18 protein-coding genes are annotated in these 20,276 nt (G+C 71.6%); 2 read left to right on the top strand and 16 right to left on the bottom strand.

Annotated elements, in window-relative coordinates:
• The first annotated feature begins 143 nt into the window (after positions 1–143).
• On the top strand, positions 144–1,304 hold the full coding sequence (locus tag M1P99_RS01940; protein ID WP_304450978.1) for a mechanosensitive ion channel family protein: 1,161 nt from the start codon (positions 144–146) through the stop codon (positions 1,302–1,304).
• Between the two features lie 90 nt (positions 1,305–1,394).
• Here M1P99_RS01940 and M1P99_RS01945 read toward each other — a convergent pair whose 3' ends face one another.
• The 3 genes from M1P99_RS01945 to M1P99_RS01955 all read right to left on the bottom strand — a co-directional run bounded on the left by M1P99_RS01945 (position 1,395) and on the right by M1P99_RS01955 (position 2,937).
• Positions 1,395–1,781, bottom strand: a complete 387-nt coding sequence (locus M1P99_RS01945; RefSeq protein WP_304450979.1) for a Rieske (2Fe-2S) protein — start codon at positions 1,779–1,781, stop codon at positions 1,395–1,397.
• A 222-nt stretch (positions 1,782–2,003) separates the two neighbouring features.
• Positions 2,004–2,177 carry a DUF397 domain-containing protein gene (locus M1P99_RS01950; protein WP_304450980.1) on the bottom strand — a complete coding sequence of 58 codons (174 nt, stop codon included), beginning with the start codon at positions 2,175–2,177 and terminating at the stop codon, positions 2,004–2,006.
• Positions 2,170–2,937 (bottom strand): Scr1 family TA system antitoxin-like transcriptional regulator, encoded by a 768-nt coding sequence (locus M1P99_RS01955; RefSeq protein ID WP_304450981.1) that lies wholly within the window; start codon positions 2,935–2,937, stop codon positions 2,170–2,172. Before M1P99_RS01955 ends, M1P99_RS01950 begins: the two co-directional genes overlap by 8 nt.
• 98 nt (positions 2,938–3,035) lie before the next feature.
• On the opposite strand from M1P99_RS01955, the gene M1P99_RS01960 reads away from it, so the two are divergent.
• A complete protein-coding gene (locus M1P99_RS01960) occupies positions 3,036–3,290 on the top strand; it encodes a hypothetical protein (RefSeq protein ID WP_304450982.1) in 255 nt (84 codons plus the stop codon).
• A gap of 154 nt (positions 3,291–3,444) precedes the next feature.
• Here M1P99_RS01960 and M1P99_RS01965 read toward each other — a convergent pair whose 3' ends face one another.
• The 13 genes from M1P99_RS01965 to M1P99_RS02025 all read right to left on the bottom strand — a co-directional run bounded on the left by M1P99_RS01965 (position 3,445) and on the right by M1P99_RS02025 (position 20,206).
• On the bottom strand, positions 3,445–4,251 hold the full coding sequence (locus M1P99_RS01965) for a phosphotransferase (protein ID WP_304450983.1): 807 nt from the start codon (positions 4,249–4,251) through the stop codon (positions 3,445–3,447).
• A gap of 326 nt (positions 4,252–4,577) precedes the next feature.
• Positions 4,578–7,412 (bottom strand): excinuclease ABC subunit UvrA, encoded by a 2,835-nt coding sequence (gene uvrA / locus M1P99_RS01970; protein ID WP_304450984.1) that lies wholly within the window; start codon positions 7,410–7,412, stop codon positions 4,578–4,580.
• A gap of 331 nt (positions 7,413–7,743) precedes the next feature.
• Positions 7,744–8,769: a TerC family protein gene (locus M1P99_RS01975; protein WP_304450985.1), complete on the bottom strand. Its 1,026-nt coding sequence runs from the start codon at positions 8,767–8,769 to the stop codon at positions 7,744–7,746.
• Positions 8,770–9,115: 346 nt separating this feature from the next.
• Complete coding sequence (locus tag M1P99_RS01980) at positions 9,116–10,198, bottom strand: glycosyltransferase family 4 protein (protein WP_304450986.1); 1,083 nt, start codon at positions 10,196–10,198, stop codon at positions 9,116–9,118.
• Positions 10,195–11,796 (bottom strand): murein biosynthesis integral membrane protein MurJ, encoded by a 1,602-nt coding sequence (gene murJ, locus M1P99_RS01985; RefSeq protein ID WP_304450987.1) that lies wholly within the window; start codon positions 11,794–11,796, stop codon positions 10,195–10,197. The genes M1P99_RS01980 and murJ overlap by 4 nt, the downstream gene beginning before the upstream one ends.
• Before the next feature lie 25 nt (positions 11,797–11,821).
• Positions 11,822–12,763, bottom strand: a complete 942-nt coding sequence (locus M1P99_RS01990) for a hypothetical protein (RefSeq protein ID WP_304455530.1) — start codon at positions 12,761–12,763, stop codon at positions 11,822–11,824.
• 95 nt (positions 12,764–12,858) lie between these two features.
• Positions 12,859–13,974 carry a copper transporter gene (locus M1P99_RS01995; RefSeq protein ID WP_304450988.1) on the bottom strand — a complete coding sequence of 372 codons (1,116 nt, stop codon included), beginning with the start codon at positions 13,972–13,974 and terminating at the stop codon, positions 12,859–12,861.
• Positions 13,971–15,143 carry a putative cytokinetic ring protein SteA gene (gene steA, locus M1P99_RS02000; RefSeq protein WP_304455531.1) on the bottom strand — a complete coding sequence of 391 codons (1,173 nt, stop codon included), beginning with the start codon at positions 15,141–15,143 and terminating at the stop codon, positions 13,971–13,973. The genes M1P99_RS01995 and steA overlap by 4 nt, the downstream gene beginning before the upstream one ends.
• A 216-nt stretch (positions 15,144–15,359) precedes the next feature.
• Positions 15,360–17,069, bottom strand: a complete 1,710-nt coding sequence (gene recN, locus M1P99_RS02005) for a DNA repair protein RecN (RefSeq protein ID WP_304450989.1) — start codon at positions 17,067–17,069, stop codon at positions 15,360–15,362.
• 85 nt (positions 17,070–17,154) lie between these two features.
• The gene (locus M1P99_RS02010) at positions 17,155–18,081 is read right to left on the bottom strand and encodes an NAD kinase (RefSeq protein WP_304450990.1); all 927 of its coding nucleotides are present in this window, start codon (positions 18,079–18,081) and stop codon (positions 17,155–17,157) included.
• A 189-nt stretch (positions 18,082–18,270) separates the two neighbouring features.
• Positions 18,271–19,071, bottom strand: coding sequence for a TlyA family RNA methyltransferase (locus M1P99_RS02015; protein ID WP_304450991.1), 801 nt, complete (start codon positions 19,069–19,071; stop codon positions 18,271–18,273).
• A 39-nt stretch (positions 19,072–19,110) separates the two neighbouring features.
• Positions 19,111–19,287, bottom strand: coding sequence for a hypothetical protein (locus M1P99_RS02020; protein ID WP_304450992.1), 177 nt, complete (start codon positions 19,285–19,287; stop codon positions 19,111–19,113).
• 31 nt (positions 19,288–19,318) lie between these two features.
• A complete protein-coding gene (locus M1P99_RS02025) occupies positions 19,319–20,206 on the bottom strand; it encodes a membrane fusogenic activity family protein (RefSeq protein ID WP_369696488.1) in 888 nt (295 codons plus the stop codon).
• Positions 20,207–20,276 lie beyond the last annotated feature (70 nt).

Here is a 20,276-nt window from a genome sequence, read left to right on the forward strand (position 1 = left end):
GACATCTGGCCACCCGAGGCCCCGGTGTCACAGGGCACCGTCGCGCATACCTCACCTCAAACGTCACGATTGGATTTCTCCATGGTCTAGGTTGGGCGGGTACGAACCATCTGACCGACTTGACGACAAGGGGGTCCCCGACCGTGACCGCCCAACAATGGATCGCGCTCGGCATCGTGATCGCCCTCGCCCTGACCCTGGTGTTCGTGGTCCACTGGCTCCTGAACCACCAGCTGGGCAAGGTCTGGCCGATGGCGCGGTACCTGGTCTCGCGTTCGGCCGTCACCGCCTACCTCGCGGCGGCCGTGGTCGGCGCCAACCTGGCGCTGCCCAGCCCCGCCGACGTCGGGTGGAGCACCTACCAGGCCATCCAGCACCTGATGCGCATCCTCATGATCGGCACGCTGACCGGTCTGGGCATCAGCCTGGCCTACGCCGCCACGGACATGATCCTGGACCGGCTGTCGGTGTCCAACGGGGACGCCGACCGCAGGGCACGCCGCTACCAGACCCAGGTCCGTCTGCTGCGCCGGGTGGTGACCTCGGTCATCGTGGTCCTGGCGATCGCCGCCATCCTGTTCACCTTCCCCCAGGTCAAGGCGCTGGGCGCCGGGCTGCTGGCCTCGGCCGGCGTCATCGGTATCGTCGCCGGTGTGGCCGCCCAGTCCACCCTGGGCAACCTCTTCGCCGGACTCCAGCTGGCCTTCAGCGACTCGCTGCGCATCGGCGACGTGGTCGTGGTCGAGGGCGAGTGGGGCCGGGTCGAGGAACTCAGCCTCGTCAACGTCACCATCAAGATCTGGGACGAGCGCCGCCTGGTCGTCCCGGTCGCCAACTTCACCACCACCAGCTTCGAGAACTGGACCAAGCAGGGGACGGCGATCACCGCCAAGGTGGTCCTGCCGCTGGACTGGGAGGTCCCGGTCGCCGAACTGCGCGAGGAGACCGGCCGGCTGATCACGGCCAGCCCGAACTGGGACGGGCGCAGCTGGTCCTGCCAGGTCGTGGACATCACCGAGTCCGGCGAGGTCATGGTGCGGGTGGTGGCCACCGCCGCCGACACCGGCGCGCAGTGGAACATCGCCTGCGAGATCCGCGAGCACCTCATCGGCTGGCTCGTCGAGCACTACCCCGAGTCCCTGCCGCGCCACCGCACCGAGTTCATCACCTCCGGCGAGGATTCGCCCTACGCCGCGCAGTTCCCCACCTCCGCCTTCCGGCAGAACCCGGCCGCCCGGGCGGCCGGCGGAACCCCGCGCAACGGCTCCGCCAACCCGCCCGGCGGCGACCCCGGCGAGGCCTGAGCGGCCCGCCACACCCACCGGGCACAGCACGGCGCCCGGAGCGGATTCCGCTCCGGGCGCCCTCGTGCGGTACCGCACCGCCGTGCGGACTCAGTCCAGGATGATGTCGGTGCCGTCGATGGTGACCGTGAACCCCTGCAGCGGCTCGGTGGCCGGACCCTTGAGCGCCTCGCCGGTGGCGACGTCGAACTCACTGCCGTGGCACAGGCAGCCGATCACCTCGTCGACCTCCTGGACCGTGCATCCGCCGTGCGTGCAGGCGGCGCTGAAGGCACGGTAGTCGCCCTCCCGCGGCTGGGTGACCACGAGCTTGCTGTCGCTGAAGACCGCCCCGCCGCCCACGGGCACGTCCGTGGTCTGGCCGACCACCTGGCCGCGCCGGATCTCCTGCGGATCGGGCGGCTCACCGCCGCAGGCGCTCACGGCGGTCACGGTCGCCGCCGCTCCCGCCGTTCCGAGCAGGCGCCGCCTGCTCACTCCGCACCCGCACGTCCTCTGACCAGACACGACAGAACGCTCCTCACCTGCACTGGGAATCACTACGTACTGTAGTAGGTGTGGTGGGGTGTCCCGTTCGGGGGTGGTGTGAGCAACGTTTCCCCGGGCCGCGCGCGATCCTGGCCGACCCACGGAGACCGGGTAGCCCGACACAGCGGAACCCCCGGCGGCCTGCCAGGGGGTTCCGCATGTTCGGTGTGGTTACCTCTCCGCCCGCACCCGGGTGAGCAGCGCCATCCATTCTGGGCCGGGAACCGTGAGGTACCCGAGGTCACGGTTCTGGGTGTCCCTGATGTCCGCGCCCGCGGCGTGCTCCCGAACTTCGACACACTGCCCACCGGTGCTGCTGTAGCTGGACTTGTGCCATTCATTCATTGCTGAGACCTTCCAGGATTTCGCGGGACTCCCTCGCAGGCAGGGCAGATGAGAGAGCGCCCTTGACCAGCGAAGTGAGTCGGGGGTGAGACTCATCGTCATGGATGAAGTTACCGCTGATGTGGTCGGAACTTGCCGCCATCGTTCCATCCTGCAAAGTGAAGACCAGCAACGGCGACGTGATCCCGGCAAGCACAGTGCCGTCCGGCACCAGAAGCACGATCACCCTACCCGTCGCAGCCCACGACAGCAGGTGGGATGCCTGCTCCCTCTGGGTCTCTTCGCCGAACGCTCGGATGCCCAGAACGGGGAACACCGCAGTGACCGCCAGTTCCCGTAGCTGATTCAGTCTTCCGCACCGGAGCTTCACCAGGTTGTCGATCTCGTCCGTGGTCAACAGAGGTTGACCAGCCCGGAACACCTCGCGGGCGTACGAGGGGCATTGAAGGTACCCAGGCACCAGTACAGGGGACAGGAATTCGAGGTACCGAGCCACGATCTCGATGTCGGCCAGGCCCCGCGCCCACTCAGGGAGGGTGCTGCCGCTCGCGACCAGCCTCCACGCGGCCATGAGCCGCCCCTGTGCCTGCAGGTAGTCGTCCAGGAGTTCAGCCGTTGGCCTTTGCGGTATACCGTGCCCGTTCGCCCACCTTGAAACCGAAGCAGGCGACGCCTGGATACGCGCAGCAAGCTGCTGTTGCGTCAGCCCTTGAATCTCACGGAATCTCTTCAGAAGTTCGCTGAACGGGGGGTCGGTCATGAGCGGAACATTACGCTCTGCTTCCACTCCGCGTCAGGCGATTGCCGGAAGATCTCACTGTGTGGCGACACCCGCCTGCGCCGGGTGACGCTCGGGACATGGAAGCTCTCAGGAACCTCGGTGCGGCGTTCACGCACCGGCAGATGCTGAACTACCGACGAGACGACACCCTCGTCGTCAACGACCCGTACCTTCGCCAGCAGGTCGAGATCAACGCGTACGGCCACTGGTACCGGTGGACCGGGCCGACCGGTCAACCCCAGCACGGCGACATCCACACGCCCGGGACCACCGTCGACACGATCATCCGCCAGTACGCCGGACTCCATGTGGACTCGGGTGGCACGTCATGACCGAGCGGCCCCGCCGGGATGTTCCCAGGGCGACGACGCTCGCCGAGTTCGCCCGCCTCGTCCAACCCAGGCGCCCCGAACCCCCTCGGCCGACCCCCACGGTTCTCCCTCCACTTCCCAGACGACGGAGTAGGTCGAAGCGCCGGGGAGAGGACTAGCCCAGCAGGTCTGCCACGTGTCGTCGCAGGGGTTCCCGAAGCTGCGGGTGGAATCCCGCGCCGATCGCCGAGGAGATCCACGATGCGCAGTAGAGCTGGGCGACCAGACCGTCGTGCCCGGCCAGTTCGTCGGCGAACTCCGACCGGACGCGCCCAGCGGTCGGCGGGTGCGCCAGTGAGTACGTGAGCAGCGACGCGGCGTCGAACCCCACAGGCGCCAGCCCGAAGCCCTCCCAGTCGAGCACGACCAGTTCAGGGGACAGGAGGTTCGCCCAGTGCCAATCGCCATGCGAGGACTCCCACCGGAGATCCGATGTGTCCAAGTCTGGGGCGACCTTGCGCACCCACCGTGCGACGTGCTCTGCCGACCGGGACGGCCCGGCGGTAGTGGAGGAGCGGATGGTTTCATGCGAGACGTGGAGGCGTTCCCACCACCGGTCGTCCACTGCCGGTTCTGTGGTGATCGCAGGCTCGGACGACACCGCCCGCTGGTCGACGTACTCGAACAGGTGCGCGCGCACCCGGACCTGCCCGTCCTCAGGGTCGGTCGCTTCCCACTCGGTGCTGTCGGCGAGCCTGGGCATAGGAACTCGTTCGGCGAGCGCCTGCGATTCTTCGATGGCATCCGCGCGCACCCACGACGTCTCATCGCGTACGGGGGCTACCCGGAGCCAGTAGCGGGCTCCCGCGCGGGTGGCGGTGGCGGAAACGGTGGCGTCGAGCATCCCGAGCCGCCACGAGCCGTCGAGTTCCGCACCCAGGGCCTCCAGTGCCCGGCGGCCGTGCTGGTGGGTCATCCTCATGCGCGGGCTCCTCCACGGGGTCTGTCCGGGAGGCGACGGTAGGACGAGTCCGAGGACAACACCACCAACGTCATGGGCCAGTGCTCGTGCGGTTGCGGCGAGCCGATGACGGAGCCCTGCCAGGGTTCTGTGTAGGCGTCTCCGTCTGACCTTGTTGCGACTTCCTCCGGCCGGGTCTCCGGTCGGAGGCTTTGCTGCTCGGGCGGGCGTGCACGCCACGGGCAGAGAAGACGCCTCTCGCACATTCCACGTTCCCCCGGGGACCGCCGGGCGCCCCGAACACGCGTGGCCCGGCGCGGAGGCCGGGCCACACCGCGGACGGGGTGTCAGAGCAGCTTGGCCAGGAACCGCCCGGTGTAGGACTCCGCGACCGCGGCGACCTCCTCCGGCGTGCCCTGCGCGATGATCTGGCCGCCGCCGGAACCGCCCTCGGGGCCCATGTCGATGACGTGGTCGGCGGTCTTGATGACGTCGAGGTTGTGCTCGATGACGATCACCGTGTTGCCGGTGTCGGCCAGCCGGTTGAGCACGCCCAGGAGCTTGCGGATGTCCTCGAAGTGCAGACCGGTGGTGGGCTCGTCGAGCACGTAGACCGTGCGGCCGGTCGAGCGGCGCTGCAGTTCCGCGGCGAGCTTGACCCGCTGGGCCTCACCGCCCGAGAGGGTCGTGGCGGGCTGGCCCAGCCGCACGTACCCCAGACCGACATCGGTGAGCGTCTGCAGGTGGCGGCGGATGGCGTTGATCGGCTCGAAGAACTCCAGGGCCTCCGAGATCGGCATCTCCAGCACCTCGGAGATGTTCTTGCCCTTGTAGCGCACCTGTAGCGTCTCGCGGTTGTAGCGGGCTCCGTGGCACACCTCGCAGGGCACGTACACGTCCGGCAGGAACTGCATCTCGATCTTGAGCGTGCCGTCGCCCGAGCACGCCTCGCACCGGCCGCCCTTGACGTTGAACGAGAACCGCCCCGGCAGGTACCCGCGCGTCTTGGCGTCGGTGGTCTGGGCGAAGAGCTTGCGGATGTGGTCGAACACACCGGAGTAGGTGGCCGGGTTGGACCGCGGCGTACGGCCGATCGGGCTCTGGTCGACGTGCACCACCTTGTCCACCTTGCCGGTGCCGTTCACCCGCAGGTGCCGTCCGGGCACCTCCCTGGCGCCGTTGAGCTCCTTGGCCAGCGCCTTGTACAGGATCTCGTTGACCAGGGTGGACTTGCCCGACCCGGACACCCCGGTGACGGCGGTGAACACGCCGAGCGGGAAGGCGGCGTCGATGCCGTCCAGGTTGTTCTCCCGCGCCCCGCGGACCACGAGTTCGTGCCCCCGGGTGAGCGGGCGCCGGGTGTCGGGCACCGCGATGGCGCGCCGCCCGGACAGGTACTCGCCGGTCAGCGAGGTGTCGGAGGTCAGCAGCTCGTCGACGATGCCCGACACCACGACGTGCCCGCCGTGCTCGCCGGCGCCGGGGCCGATGTCGACCACCCAGTCGGCGGCGCGGATGGTGTCCTCGTCGTGCTCGACGACGATGAGCGTGTTGCCGATGTCGCGCAGCCGCTGGAGGGTCTCCAGCAGCCGGGCGTTGTCGCGCTGGTGCAGGCCGATGGAGGGCTCGTCCAGGACGTAGAGCACACCCACCAGGCCGGAGCCGATCTGGGTGGCGAGCCGGATGCGCTGGGCCTCGCCGCCGGAGAGCGAACCGGAGGAGCGCGCCAGGCTGAGGTAGTCCAGGCCCACGTCGAGCAGGAAGCCCAGCCGCGCGTTGATCTCCTTGAGCACCTGGGCGGCGATGACCATGTCGCGCTCGGACAGCTTGATCCCGGCCAGGAACTCCGCGCTGTCGCTCAGCGACATCTGCGCGACCTCGGCGATGGACTTCCCGCCCACCGTCACCGCCAGCACGACCGGCTTGAGCCGCGTCCCCTCACAGGTGGGGCAGGGCACCGTGCGCATGTAGCCCTCGAGCCGCTCGCGCCCGTAGTCGCTCTCGGTCTCGGAGTGGCGCCGCTTCACCCAGGGGATGACGCCCTCGAACTCGGTGTAGTAGGAGCGGTTGCGCCCGTACCGGTTCCGGTAGGACACGTGCACCTGGGTGTCGTGGCCCTCCAGGATCGCCTTGCGGGCGCGCCGGGACAGCCGCTCCCAGGGCGTGTCCAGGTCGAAGCCCAGGGCCTCGCCCAGCGCCTGCAGGATGCGGTCCCAGTAGCCGCTGGTGGAGCCCCCCGACCAGGGGGCCAGAGCGCCCTCGGACAGCGTCCGCTCGGGGTCGGGGACCAGCAGCTCGGAGTCGACCTCCATCCGCGTGCCCAGCCCGGAGCAGTCGGGGCAGGCGCCGTAGGGGGCGTTGAAGGAGAACGAGCGCGGTTCGAGCTGTTCGAAGGACAGGTCGTCGTAGGGGCAGTACAGGTGCTCGGAGAAGACCTTCTCGCGCTCGGGGTCGTCGGCCTCCACATCGACGAAGTCGAGCACGATGGTGCCGCCCGCCAGCTTCAGCGCGGTCTCGATCGAGTCGGTCAGGCGTCCGCGCGCGGTGTCCTTGACCGAGAGGCGGTCCACGACCACGGCGATGTCGTGCTTGTCGTAGCGGCCCAGCTTGGGCGCCTCGTCCAGGCGCACGGCGGCGCCGTCGACCACGGCACGGGTGTAGCCCTTGGACTGCAGGTCCTTGAACAGCTCCAGGTACTCGCCCTTGCGCCCGCGCACGACCGGCGCCAGGACCTGGAAGCGCGTGCCCTCGGTCATCTCCAGGACGCGGTCGACGATCTGCTGCGGCGTCTGCCGGGCGATCTCGCGTCGGCACTCGGGACAGTGCGGTACACCCACGCGCGACCACAGCAGGCGCAGGTAGTCGTAGACCTCGGTGATCGTGCCGACCGTCGAACGGGGGTTGCGGCTGGTGGACTTCTGGTCGATGGAGACCGCGGGCGAGAGGCCCTCGATGAAGTCCACGTCCGGCTTGTCCATCTGCCCGAGGAACTGCCGGGCGTAGGCGGACAGGGACTCCACGTAGCGCCGCTGGCCCTCGGCGAAGATCGTGTCGAAGGCGAGCGACGACTTGCCCGAGCCGGACAGGCCGGTGAACACGATCATGGAGTCGCGCGGGAGGTCCAGCGAGACGTCCTTGAGGTTGTGCTCGCGGGCTCCCCGGACTACCAGTTGTTCGACCATCGAGTAGGACATCCTTCGGCTTGGGCGCACAGGAGACGGGCCGCGTCACGCGACGTCGGCTGGACCCGTGTGTCTTCGCGGTGTGGCGGTCGAAGGCCTCCGGCGGCCGCGCAGGGCCGCGGATCCGGGCCGTTGAGGGGCGCGGTCACAGCCGTCCGCCACCCCGTCCGACAAGACTAACGACCACCGACGTCGGTTTCTTCCAACACGGGAAAGTGGTGGTGCCCCGACGGCTGAGCGCCGGAACACCACCACTATAGACGAACACGTGTTCGATTCGGGCTGTTTTCGGGAGACGACTTCGAGGCCCCGCACCGGGAGCCGTCCGGTATCAGGAGCGGTCGGCCGTGGTGTCCCTTTCCCGCGCGGCCTCCACCGCGGCACGGCGCCGATCGTCCACCCAGGACTTGACCAGGCTGCCGACGATGGTGACCGTCATGACACCGATGATGACCGTCAGCGAGGCGCCGATCCCGATGTCGATCACGTGGACACCGTTCTCGTGCAGGGCGTGCAGGATCATCTTCACACCGATGAACAGCATGATCGCCGACAGGCCCCAGCTGATGTAGGCCAGGCGGTCCATCAGGCCCGCCAGCAGGAAGTACAGCTGGCGCAGGCCCAGCAGCGCGAAGGCGTTCGCCGTGAACACGATGTAGGCGTCCTGGGTCAGACCGAAGATCGCCGGAATGGAGTCGACGGCGAAGACCAGGTCGATGACACCGATGGCGACGATGACCATGAGCATCGGAGTGACGTGCAGGCGCTGGTCCAGGCGCACGAACATGTGCGCGCCGTGGTAGTCCTCCGTCACCGGGAAGAACCGGCCGACCAGCTTCACCGCCGGGTTCTGGGTGTAGTCGGTCTGGTGCTCATCGCCCTTGACGTGGTCGCGGACGATCTTGTACCCGGTGTAGATCAGGAAGGCGCCGAAGAGGTAGAAGACCTCGCTCCAGGCGTTGATGACCTGCGCGCCCAGGACGATGAAGACACCGCGCATGACCAGCGCGATGACGATACCGATGAGCAGGACCTCGTGCTGGTACTTCTTGGGCACCGCGAAGGCGCCCATGAGCAGGTAGAACACGAAGAGGTTGTCGATGCTCAGGCTCTTCTCGGTAATGAACCCGGCGAAGTACTCGGCTCCTGCGGCCGAACCGCCGAAGTACATCACCCCGAAGCCGAAGACGATGGCGATGCCGATGTAGAAGGCCGCCCACCAGGCCGCCTGGCGGACCCCGAACTCCTTGGGGCCGCTCTTCTTGCTCCAGGGGTGGTCGACGATGGCCAGGTCGATGACCAGGATCACGACCATGGCACCGATCGTGGCAGCCCAGACCCACAAGGGAACGTTCACGGGTGGATTCTCCTCCGGTAGGCGCGCGCGGACGTAGTGCGCGCACGATCGAGTACCGGAGGTCTCTCCCGCCCGAGCCGACCGGGCTCGGACCGACGGAACCGGGAGTACGTCGTTGTCCTCCGTGATGACGGCACCGTCGCGACAGGGATACTCCCCTCACGTGACATGCAAGGATACCGGTACCTTCCGCCGATCGGCCCATACCGGAACCCCACCAAGCATGCCAGCAGAATCCTCTCCAGGGAAGTCACCGCCACGGTGGCGTTCACCGCACCCGGGCGTTACAGACCCGCTACCGCCAGGACACACTCCGTAGGCACCGGGCCGGCGCCGGCGGCGCCACTCACCCCTGCGTCACCGCCTTGTACACTGCGGCCGCCGCCTCCACGGCGTCGTCCTCGGTGGGCAGGGCCGCCGCCGCCCTGCGCGAACGCGAGCGCAGGTCCTCGGCCAGCCCCGGCTCGTCCAGCACACGTCCCACCGCCGCGGCGAAGGCGCGCGAATCGCCCGGCGGCACCATCAGCACCGTCCCGGTGTACAGGTCCGGAATACCCCCCACCCGGGTGGAGACCACGGGCAGACCCGCCCGCAGAGCCTCCATGATCACCAGCGAGGGCCCCTCCCACTGGCTCGTCAGACAGAACACGTCGGCCGCCGCCAGCAGGTCGGCCACGTCCGAACGGTGCCCGAGCATGCGCACGTCGCCGCGCAGCTCGGCCGCCGCATCGTGCAGTTCGCCCCACAACGGCCCGTCCCCCGCGATCGCGACCACCGGCTCGGGCCGCCGGTCGGCGATCAGGGGCACGGCCTCCAACAGGGTGCCCAGGCCCTTCTGCGGCGCCAGACGGGCGATGGTCAGCACCAGCGGCCGCTCCGGCAGCACACCCAGGTCGGCCCTGGTGGCCTCGCGCCCGTTGAACGGCGTGCCCGTGGACGGCGCCGCGACCACGGCCATCCGCGCGTCGCGGGCCCCGGCGGCTCGCAGACGGCGCACCAGGTCCCCCGACACCCCCAGGACCACCTCGGCGCGCAGAGCCACCAGGCGCTCCAGCGCCGGGTAGGCCGCCGCGAGCGGCCCGCGCACCGCGGGCGGGGCGTTGTGCGCGGTCACCACGAGCGGAGCCAACCCTGCCAGGGCGCACAGAGCGCCCGCCCGCAGACCGTGCGCGTGCACCAGGTCCGCGCCGCGGACCAGGGCACGCAGCCGCATGACCGCCCCGGGGTCCGACCACGACGGAGACGGCCCGATCGGCACCGGAGAGAACCGCATCCCCTCCCGGGTGAACCCGAACTCCCGCTCCGCCGAAGCCGGACCGAGCACGGCCACCCGCATCCCCCTGCGGACCAGACCCGCGCCCAGCGAGCGGACATGGCGGCCGACACCTCCAGTACTGGTCCCCACGACCAGCGCGATCCTGCCGTTCACCGCTTCCCCCTTCGACTCTCGAGTGCGCTCCTGACCCGGCCGGCGACGGCGCCCGCCGCCGCCCGGTCCACCACGGCGGCCACCACCGCGTAACCGACCAGCGCCACCGTCGCCGCCGCCACCGCGGCCCCCAGCGTCGGCCCCACACCGTCCACCGGCATGACCGGCACCAGAGCACGCCCCGCGCACCATCCCACGACACCGCCGGCCGCCGCCGCCCCCAGCGACCGCGCCAGCCCGCCCAGGGCGGCGCGCCCGTGCGCGCGGACCACCGCCACGCACAGCAGGACGGCGGCCAGGCTCAGACCGATCGTGCTCCCCCCGCCCAGGGCCGCGATGGCCCAGCCCGGCGGGCCCGCCCACACCAGTACCACCGCGCAGACCATCACCACCAGCCATCCGACGACCTGTGCCAGGGCGGCCGACCGGCCCCGGTGGGAGGCGAACAGGGTACGGCTCAACAGGGCCACCAGGCCGAAGCCCACGACCCCCGGCGCGTAGGCCAGCAGGGCGCGCTCCAGGGGCAGGGCGTCCTGCTGGGCGAAGACCGCGGCCACCGGACCCGCCGCGGCGGCCAGAGCGGTGCCCAGGCCCGCGGTGACCACCACGCAGGCCCGCGCCGACCCCGAGACCAGAGCGGCGAACCGGACATGGTCCTGTTCGGCGTGCGCGACCGACAGCGCGGTGAAGGCGCTCGTGGCGATGGGCACCGCGATCACGCCGTAGGGCAGGGTGAACAGCGCCCAGGCGTAGGTGTAGAGCACGGCCGCCCCGGAACCCCCTCCCCAGTTCGCCAACGCCACCGACAGCAGCAGGCTCACCTGCATGGCCACCAGAGGCAGGAGGGAGGCCGCGGCCAGGGCCCGGACCCGCTCCCCCACCCCCGGCGGGAACGCCAGGCGCGGTCGCGGACGGACCCGCAGCCGGGCGGCGGGTCCCAGCACGGTGAGGAAGAGCGCCGACACCCCGAGCGTCGTGCCCGCCGACAGCGTCAGCTCCGCGGCACTCGACAGGCCGCCGATGTCCTGGCGGTGGTCGGCGCCCAGGGGCACGAACGCCAGGTAGACGCCGATCACCACGAGGCTGGACACCAGGGGCGCCAGCGCGGGAGCCAGGTAGCGGCGGTGGGACTGCAACACCCCGTAGAGCACCGCGGCCAGCCCGTAGAAGACCACCTGCGGAGCGAACACCACCAGCATGCGCGCGGCGAGCGCGAGCAGCGCGGCGCGGTCGCATCCGGTCCCCTGGCCGAGCATGAGGGCCATCGCGGGCACCGACACCAGGGCGATCAGGGCCGACAGCGGCACCGCCAGCACCAGCACCCAGGTGACCAGGGCCGACACCGTCCAGCGCACCTGCTCGTGGTCGCCCCGGTGCGCGGCCGCGGCGAGCACCGGCACCACCACGGCGGTCAAGGCGCCGCCGATGACGATCTCGAACAGCACGGCGGGCAACTGGTTGGCGGTGACGTAGGCGGTCCCCAGACAGGTGTCGCCGACGGTCTGGGAGAAGACCACGGTGCGACCGAACCCCGCCAGGCGGGCCCCGACGGTGACCACCGCGATGAGCACCGCGGCCGCGCCGACCCCCCGCGTCACTCCGCGACCGGGCCGGGGGCCGGGCTCACCCGCCACCACCCTCAACGGACGCCTCCGGCGCGGTCCTTCCCACCCGTCGCCCACCGCCACCCTCAACGGACGCCTCCGGCGCGGTTCTTCCCCATTGGTCGAGTCGGCGCAGGGCCGGCACACGGTCGATGCACCGGGAGAAGCTGACGCGTTCGCTGGCCAGGGTCAGTGCGACGGCGCCGCCGAGCAGGGCCCCCCGCAGCGGACGCGGCGCACGGGCCACCGCGGCCAGCCCCAGGGCCGCACCCAACGCGTTGGCCCCGGTGTCGCCCAGCATCGAGCGCTCGGCGAGGTCGTCCGGCAACAGCGCGGCGGCGGCGCCCACCACCGGCCCCAGCAGCGGCGCGGCGGGCGAGGCCAGCGCGGGTGCGGCGGCGATCAGGCACACCTTGGCCGCCCGGCCCGGACGCAGGTCGAAGAGGTTGACGAGGTTGGCGCTGGCGGCGATGAGGGCACCGTCCAGGACCGTGTCCACGAGCGGGCGCCGCAGCAGCGCGGCGGCCGCCACCCCCGTGGCACCGATACCCAGGACCTTGACCGCGCCGGTGGTGACCCGCCCGTCGGCCAACGCGCCGAGGTGGCCGCGCAGCCCGCGGGCCCGCACGGTTCCGGCCAGGTCGTCGTAGGCACCGAACGCTGCGGCCCCGGCGGCGGCCAGCGCGCTGGCCGCCCGCACCCGCGGGCCCAGACCCGGCGTGAACAGACTGGCGGCGCACACGGCCGAGGCCAGGGCGGGCCCCTCCTGGAGGGTGACGCTGCGGCCGCGGAAGTTGGACCTGAGCCAGCGGTCCCCTCCCCGGACGCCGCCGGACGGCACGGGACCGGACCGCTGCCCCGTCGGCCCCGCCCCGGCCGGCTCCGTACCGGGCCGGGTCAGCAGGGTGTAGGCGGCCTTGGCCGCGACGGCGCCCAGAGCGGCGCCCGCCAGACCCTGCAAGGCGTACCGCGGACGGGAGCCGGCCCGCTCGCGGCGCGGCCGGCCGGCACCGGCGCCGGCGCGCACCAGCCGGATCGCGTGCTCGATCACGAACGTCACTCCCCGACCGTGGCCCGGCGGGCCTCGTCGTCGGGCCGCTCGGAGGCTTCGCCGTCCCCGTCCGAGTCCTCCGAACCCTCCGAACGCGGACCCGGCAGCGGTGAGGGCACGAAGCCCTCCACGCCCTCGCCCACGCCGTAGGCCGCCCCGTCGCCCTCCAGCGCCTCGGCCAGGGCCAGCACGGTGACGATGTCGCCCATCGGCCGCCCCGCGACGTCGACGGTCGCGTAGTCCGGCTCGTGGACGCGCACCTGCGCGATCAGGCCCTGGCCCCGGCCCGAACGCGTGTCCCCGGCCAGGACGGTGGGGCCCACCTCCTCACGCAGGGTCTCGGCGACCGTGGCCACCACGGTGTTGGTCCGCTCGGGGTCGCCCTCGACACCGTCGACGGAGGGCGCGACCACCAGGACGGCGTCCGCGGCCCCCGCGGGGTCGCCCTCCACGACGAGCAGGTCGGCCTCGGAGTAGGCGGACAGGACAGCGTCGGGGTCGGTTCCGTCCCCGTCGCCGGAACCCTCGTCCTCCCGGTCCCCGGACCCCTCCTCGCCGTCGGACTCCGGCCCGCTCCCGCCGTCCCCGTCACCACCGTCCCCGTCGTCGCCCTCCCCGTCGTCGCCGTCCCGGGCCAGCGCTCCGCCGATCAGCGCCGCGGACCTGGCGTAGGCCCCGCCCGCCATCTCCGCGGCCTCGGCCGAGACCTGCACCGCGAGCTCGTCGACGAACGCCTCGTTGGCCTGGTCGGGGAACTCCTCCGTGAAGACGATCCGGCCCACGACCTCGCCCCCGGCGTCCTCGACCCGGGCGGACAGGGGCGCCGCCATGTCCTCGTCCGCGCCCGGCGCGACCACGACCGCCACCCCCAGGCCGCGCAGCCGGTCCTCCAGCAGGTCCTCCGCCGCCGCCTCCGACAGCTCGTCGGCCCCCTCGTTGACGCGCTCGGCCTCGTCGCGCTCCAGACGCAGCTCCTCACTCTGGCCGCGCAGGTCGTCCGTCTCCGACTGCAGGGTGCTGAGCAGCGGGTCCTGGAGCATGGTCGTGCCCAACGCCAGGCCCACGGTCAAAGCGAGGAACACAGCGATGATGGACACCAGGTGATAGCGGAAATCGATCACGTCAACAGCCCCGTCAACCAGTAGGAGAACGCGTCCCAGCGCGCCGCGAGAAACGTGAGGTAGACCTGCCCGGCGGGCGAGCTGTAGGCGGCGACGACGATCGTGAACAGGGACGCGGCCACCAGCAACAACAGCGCCCACGGCGAGATCCGGGAGCGGTACAGGCGGCTCACCCCCTTGGCGTCCACGAGCTTGCCGCCCACCCGGAGCCGGGTGAGGAAGGTACTGGCCATACCGGACCGGCCCTTGTCGAGGAACTCCTCCAGCGTGGCGTGCGTGCCCACCGCCACGATCAGGGCCGCACCCGAACCGTCGGCGAGCATCATCGCCACATCCTCGCTCGTGCCGGTCGCGGGAAAGACCACCGCGGTATGGCCCAGGGCGGTGAGCCGCGGCATCCCGGGCGCCCGCCCGTCGCGGTAGGCGTGCACGACCAGCTCGGCGCCGCTGGTCAGCGCCTGGTCGGAGACCGAGTCGAAGTCGCCGACGATGATGTCGGGCCGGTACCCGGCCTCCATCACCGCGTCGGCGCCCCCGTCCACGGCGACGATGACCGGATGGAACTCGCGGATGTAGGGCCGCAGCGCGGCCAGGTCCTCCCGGTAGTGGTACCCGCGGACCACGATGAGGACATGGCGGCCCTCCATGTCGGTCTCGATGGCCGGGATACCGATCCCGTCCAGCAGCAGATCGCGCTCGCGCTGCAAATAGGCCATCGTGTTGGCGGCGAAGGCCTCCAACTGGGTGGCCAGGCCCGCCCGGGCCTCGGTCATGGCCGACGCCACCGACTCCGGGGTCTGGATCCGGCCGAGCGCCACCGGTTCGTCGCCGCGGTAGAGCCCCCCGCCGTCCAGACGGAGGCGTTCGCCGTCGCGGACCCGGACGAAGACCTCCGGGTCGACCTCGTCCACCAGGGGGATGCCCGCCTCCACCAACAACTGCGGCCCCTGGTTGGGGTAACGGCCGCTGATACCGGGAGCGACGTTGAGCACCGCCGACACCCCGCAGTCGACCAGGGCCTCGGCACTCACCCGGTCGAGGTCGACGTGGTCGATGACCGCGATGTCGCCGGGGCGCAGCCGTTTGGTCAGGTTCTTGGTGCGGCGGTCCGAGCGGACGGGTGCGACCAGCCCGGAGGGAGCGTCCGCCCGAGTGCGACGGAACCGCATGACTGTGGCGCTGAGCGCGTCCGATACCTTCATCGCAGGAATACTGTCAGAACTCAACTACGGTGAGTCACAACAGCTGATCGGTCGGCGTGTTAGACACTCCTCCACCGCCGCGGAGCGACTCCGGCGCCCCCGCGAGCCCACCAGCGCACCCGCAGCGACCTCCCACCACCCCTACCCACCCGCACCCGGCGCCTACACCCGCGCGGGCGGCGCTCAGGCCGCGGGGTAGGCGCGCTCGGGGTCGGCGTTGCCGAGCAGCTCCTCGGCGTGGGCGCGACCCAGCTCGGAGTCCTCCAGCCCGGCCAGCATCCTGGACAGCTCCCGCACCCGCCCGTCGCGGTCCAGACGGACCACACCGCTCTCGGTCACCAGGCCCTCAGTGGACTTCTCCACCACCAGGTGCGCGTCGGCGAACGCCGCGACCTGCGGCAGGTGGGTGACCACGATGACCTGGGCCCGCTGGGCCAACCGGGCCAGACGCCGACCGATCTCCACGGCCGCCTTGCCGCCCACCCCGGCGTCGACCTCGTCGAAGACGAACGTGGGAACGGGATCGGCCCCGGCGAAGACGACCTCGATGGCCAGCATCACCCGCGAGAGCTCACCGCCCGAGGCACCCTTGTGCAGGGCCAGCGGCGGAGAACTGGGGTGGGGCGCCAGCAGCAGCTCCACCTCGTCACGGCCGTGCTGACCGAACTCCTCACCCGTCTGGATGCGCACGCTGACACGGGCATGCGGCATCGCCAGCGCCGTGAGCTCCTCGGTGACCGCCGAACCGAACCGCTCGGCCGCCTCGGTACGGATCCGGGTGAGCTCCTGAGCGGAGGACTCCAACCGCTCGTGCAGGTCCTCCGCCTCGGCGCGCAGGACCTCGATCCGCTCGTCGTCCCCCTCCAGGTTGGCCAGCCGCTTGGCGGCGTTCTCGGCCCAGGCCAGGACGTCGTCGGTGGTCGCACCGTACTTGCGCGAGAGCTGGGTCAGCAGCGCACGGCGCTCCTGGACGGCCGCCAGGCGCGCCGGGTCGGCGTCGACCGACTCGGCGTAGGAGGCCAGCTCCGTGGCCGCGTCGGTGAGGATGTAGGAGGCCTCGTCCAACCGGTCGCCGATGGAGGCCAGGTCCGGGTCGTGCTCGCGCACCGCCGACACCGCCTGGCGCGCCGCCGACAGCAGGGCGGCCACGTCGACCTCCACGTCCGAGGCGGGGTCACCCGCCAGCGCCTCGTGGGCGGTGGTGGCGGCGACCCGCAGGCCGTCGGCGTGGGCCAGCCGGGTCTCCTCGGCCAACAGCTCGGCGTCCTCACCCGGCTGCGGCTCCGCCGCGGTGATCTCCTCCACACCGAAACGCAGCATGTCGGCCTCCTGCGCGCGCTCGCGCGCCCGCTCCACCAGCTCCTCCAGCTCCGTCGTGACCTCGCGGTGGCGGCGATAGGCCACGGAGTACTGCTTCAACGCCTTGTGCAGCGCCTCCCCCGCGAAACGGTCCAGGGCCGAGCGCTGGCGGTCGGTGCGCAACAGGCGCTGCTGGTCGGACTGGCCGTGCACGGCCACGAGGTCGTCGGCGAGATAGGCGAGCAGGCTCACCGGGGCCGAGCGCCCGCCCATGGTGGCGCGCGAACGCCCCTCGGCCGAGACCGCACGGGTGAGGATGAGGACGTCGTCCTCGATGTCGCCGCCCGCGTCCAGCACACGCGTGGCCACACGGCCGCCCTCGGGGACGGTCAGGCGCCCCTCGACGACCGCGCGGACGGCGCCGGGGCGGACCCGCTGGGGGTCGGCACGCCCTCCGAAGAGCAGCCCGAGACCGGTGACGACCATGGTCTTTCCCGCACCGGTCTCACCGGTGACGACGGTCAGCCCCGGTGACAACTCCAGTACGGCGTCGTCAATGACTCCGAGTCCCTTGATGCGGACTTCTTCGAGCACCGGTCCCTCTCCTGATCGTCGACACCACTAGCGTTCACCCGCGCACACGCACGCGGACACGGCCCGGTGGGACTCACGGCCCCGCTCACCGGCCCGGTTCGACCCTCCCGCGCCAGCCCGCGACCGGCAGACCGAACTTGGCCACCAGCCGGTCGGTGAACGGCGCCCGGTGCAGCCGGGCCAGCCGGACCGGCGTATCGGCACGGGTGATCTCGATTCGTGCCCCTGCGGGCAATTCGACCATACGTCGTCCATCACACCAGAGCACGCCCGGCGCCGTGTCGGGCAGCACCTCCAGCGCCACCGTGGCGTGCGGCCCCACGACCAGGGGCCGGGCGAACAGGGCGTGCGCGCTGAGCGGGACGACCATCAGCGCCTCCACGTCCGGCCAGACCACGGGACCGCCCGCGGAGAAGGCGTGCGCGGTCGAGCCGGTCGGGGTCGCGCACACCACCCCGTCACAGGCCCACCGGGACAGCGGACGCCCGTCGATCTCCAGGACGGCCTCGACGATGCGCCGCGACTCGCCCTTCTCCAGGGTGGCCTCGTTCAGCGCCCAGGTGCGCACCGTGGGAGTGCCCTCTGCGCGGCCCCCGTTGAAAACGGCCACGTCGAGGGTCATGCGCTCCTCGACGTCGTAGTCGCGGTCCACCACACTGCGCACCGTGGCACCCAGGTCCTCGCGCTCGGCCTCGGCGAGAAAGCCCACGTGGCCCAGATTGACACCGAGCAGGGGCGCCCCGGCCGGCCGGGCGAGCTCGGCGGCCCGCAACAGCGTGCCGTCCCCGCCCAGGACCATGACCAGCTCGACACCCTCGGCGGCCTCGGCCGGCTCGACCGCCTCGACGGGGGTCAGAGCACAGCCCGCGGCCGCCAGCTCCTCGATCTCGCCCTTGAGCATGCGCACGGTGAGCCCGGCACGGGTCAGGCTCCTGTGGACCAGATCGGCGCTGCGCAGAGCCGCGGGCCGACCCGTGTGCGCCAGCAGAAGGACACTGCGTCCGCTGGTCATCGCCGTCCCCTTACGTTCACTCCCCTGCCGGGGAGCCTGAGTGCTGACCGGGAAGCCTCGCGCTGACCCGGCCGGGTCACGTTACCGGACACCCCGGACACGCCGCCACGCTCACCAGGGCCACGTCCACGGGCCCCACCCCCGTCGCGCCAGGCCCCGGCGCGACGGGCGGCATCCACGGAACACGCCCTAGCGTGGCCCCTCCTCGATGGCGCGGGCGAGCGCGTCGGGGTCCAGCGCCGACGCGTCGGCACGCATCCACAAGAAGTACTCGACGTTGCCCGAGGGGCCCGGGAGCGGGCTGGCCGCCACGTCGACGGTGCCCAGCCCCAGGGTGAGCGCGTGGGCGGCGACGTCGGCCACGGCCTCGGCGCGCAGCGCGGGCTCACGGACCACGCCCCCGGCGCCGACCCGCTGCTTGCCCACCTCGAACTGGGGTTTGACCATGAGGACGAAGTCGGCGTCGGCCGCCACGCAGTCCCTCAGTGGCCGCAGGACCAGCTTGAGGGAGATGAACGACAGGTCGCCCACGACGAGGTCGGGACGCGGCTCACCGATCTGCTCGGCCGTGAGCTCCCTGACGTTGACGCGCTCCATGACACGGACCCGGTCGTTGCTGCGCAGCGCCCAGGCCAACTGGCCGTAGCCCACGTCGACAGCGGTGACGTGCGCGGCGCCGCGGCGCAGCAGCACGTCCGTGAAACCGCCGGTGGAGGCACCGGCGTCCAGGGCCCTGCGTCCGGACACGTCCAGCGAGAACGCGTCCAGGGCCCCGATGAGCTTGTGGGCGCCGCGCGAGACATAGGAGGGTTCGTCCGCGGGCGTGCGCACGACGATGGGCTGGTCGGTGCCGACCTGGGTCGCGGCCTTGGACGCGATGATCCCGGCGACGCGGACGAATCCGCTCTCGATGATCTCGGCCGCGTGGCCCCGGGAGCGTGCGTGACCGCGGCGGACCAGTTCCGCGTCGAGCCGAGTTCGTTTTGCCATGGTTACCAAGGATATCGGGGTCGGTGGACACCGCGGGGGTCAGGAGCTCTGCGCACCCTGTCCGAGCGCGCCGAGGACACCGGACAACTCCTGGTGCAGGGAGTCGAAGACCTCCACGTGCTCGGCCGTGGGCCGCGCGTCCAGGCCGGCCAACCGCTCCCGGGTGCTGCTGAGTGTCTGCTCGGCCAGCCGCGCGGCCTCGTCCTCGGTGTCCATGCTCTCCCCGTGGTCGTGCTCTGCTGGGACTCTACTTCTTCGTCGGGCCCTTGCCCGTGGAACCCTTGGCCTTCGCGGTGCGCTTGGGCGCCGAACGGGCGCGGGAGGACTTGGCGGCCGTGCGCGGCTTGCTGCGCGAGGTGGTCTTGCGGGGCGCGGCCGCGCGCTCCCCCTGCTCGGCGCCGACGCCCTCGCCCCCGGTGGGGGTCTCCGACGCCTCCGACGCCGACCCGGCGCCGGACTCGGACTCGGACCCGGTGCCCGCTCCTGCGTCCTCACCGGCGTCCTCGCCGGCGGGCTCCGCGGCGGAGTCGGCGGCACCGGCCTCGGCACCGGTGGCGGCGCCGCCCGGAGCGGCGTCCCCGGAGCCGTCGGGGTCCGCGGCCGTGGCGGCGCGCTCCGCCGGCCGCGCCTGCGCTCCGGACGCCCCGCCGACCACCGCGCCCGCGGCGGCCACCACCGGAACCTCGCCCACCGGGACCCTGTCGGCCATGTGCCGCGCGGCCAGCCGCCGCTCCAGCTCGGCCACCCGGCGGACCACCCGCTCGTACTCGGTACGCGGCACGACGTCCATCCGCTCCAACTGGTGCGCGACCTCCGAACGCACCAGGTCGGCGATGGCCGTCCGGTTCGCCTCGTTCGTCGCGATCAGCTCCCCGGCCAGAGCCTGGATGCTCTGCCCCACACGTGCGGGCAGCGCCTCCTGCCCGGCAGCGGGAGCGCTGGCCCCCCCGTTGGCCTTCAACAACGCCTTGGCCGCCGCGACGGCCTCCTTGCGTGACAGCTCGGTGAGGCCACTGGTGGCATCGAAATAGGTGCGTACCGCGTCGACGACCATGATCACGTGCTCCTTGATGGGACGCAGGAGAGGAAGGAAGGGCGCAGCAAGGGAGGGGCCACTACGCAGTGGGGGGTTCACGGGCCAACGCTACCGGTCCGGGACGCCTGTGACACGCGAACCCCCAAGGGCACCCCATTCGTCCCGGTTG

The organism is Nocardiopsis sp. YSL2, assembly GCF_030555055.1.
Classification (GTDB): domain Bacteria; phylum Actinomycetota; class Actinomycetes; order Streptosporangiales; family Streptosporangiaceae; genus Nocardiopsis.

Excerpts from the sequence above, each read along its gene's own strand:
- M1P99_RS01950 (WP_304450980.1), bottom strand. The coding sequence starts at position 2,177 with ATGAATGAATGGCACAAGTCCAGCTACAGCAGCACCGGTGGGCAGTGT.
- M1P99_RS01955 (WP_304450981.1), bottom strand. The coding sequence starts at position 2,937 with ATGACCGACCCCCCGTTCAGCGAACTTCTGAAGAGATTCCGTGAGATT.
- M1P99_RS01960 (WP_304450982.1), top strand. The coding sequence starts at position 3,036 with ATGGAAGCTCTCAGGAACCTCGGTGCGGCGTTCACGCACCGGCAGATG.
- M1P99_RS01965 (WP_304450983.1), bottom strand. The coding sequence starts at position 4,251 with ATGAGGATGACCCACCAGCACGGCCGCCGGGCACTGGAGGCCCTGGGT.
- uvrA (WP_304450984.1), bottom strand. The coding sequence starts at position 7,412 with ATGGTCGAACAACTGGTAGTCCGGGGAGCCCGCGAGCACAACCTCAAG.
- steA (WP_304455531.1), bottom strand. The coding sequence starts at position 15,143 with ATGCGGTTCCGTCGCACTCGGGCGGACGCTCCCTCCGGGCTGGTCGCA.
- M1P99_RS02010 (WP_304450990.1), bottom strand. The coding sequence starts at position 18,081 with ATGACCAGCGGACGCAGTGTCCTTCTGCTGGCGCACACGGGTCGGCCC.
- M1P99_RS02015 (WP_304450991.1), bottom strand. The coding sequence starts at position 19,071 with ATGGCAAAACGAACTCGGCTCGACGCGGAACTGGTCCGCCGCGGTCAC.
- M1P99_RS02020 (WP_304450992.1), bottom strand. The coding sequence starts at position 19,287 with ATGGACACCGAGGACGAGGCCGCGCGGCTGGCCGAGCAGACACTCAGC.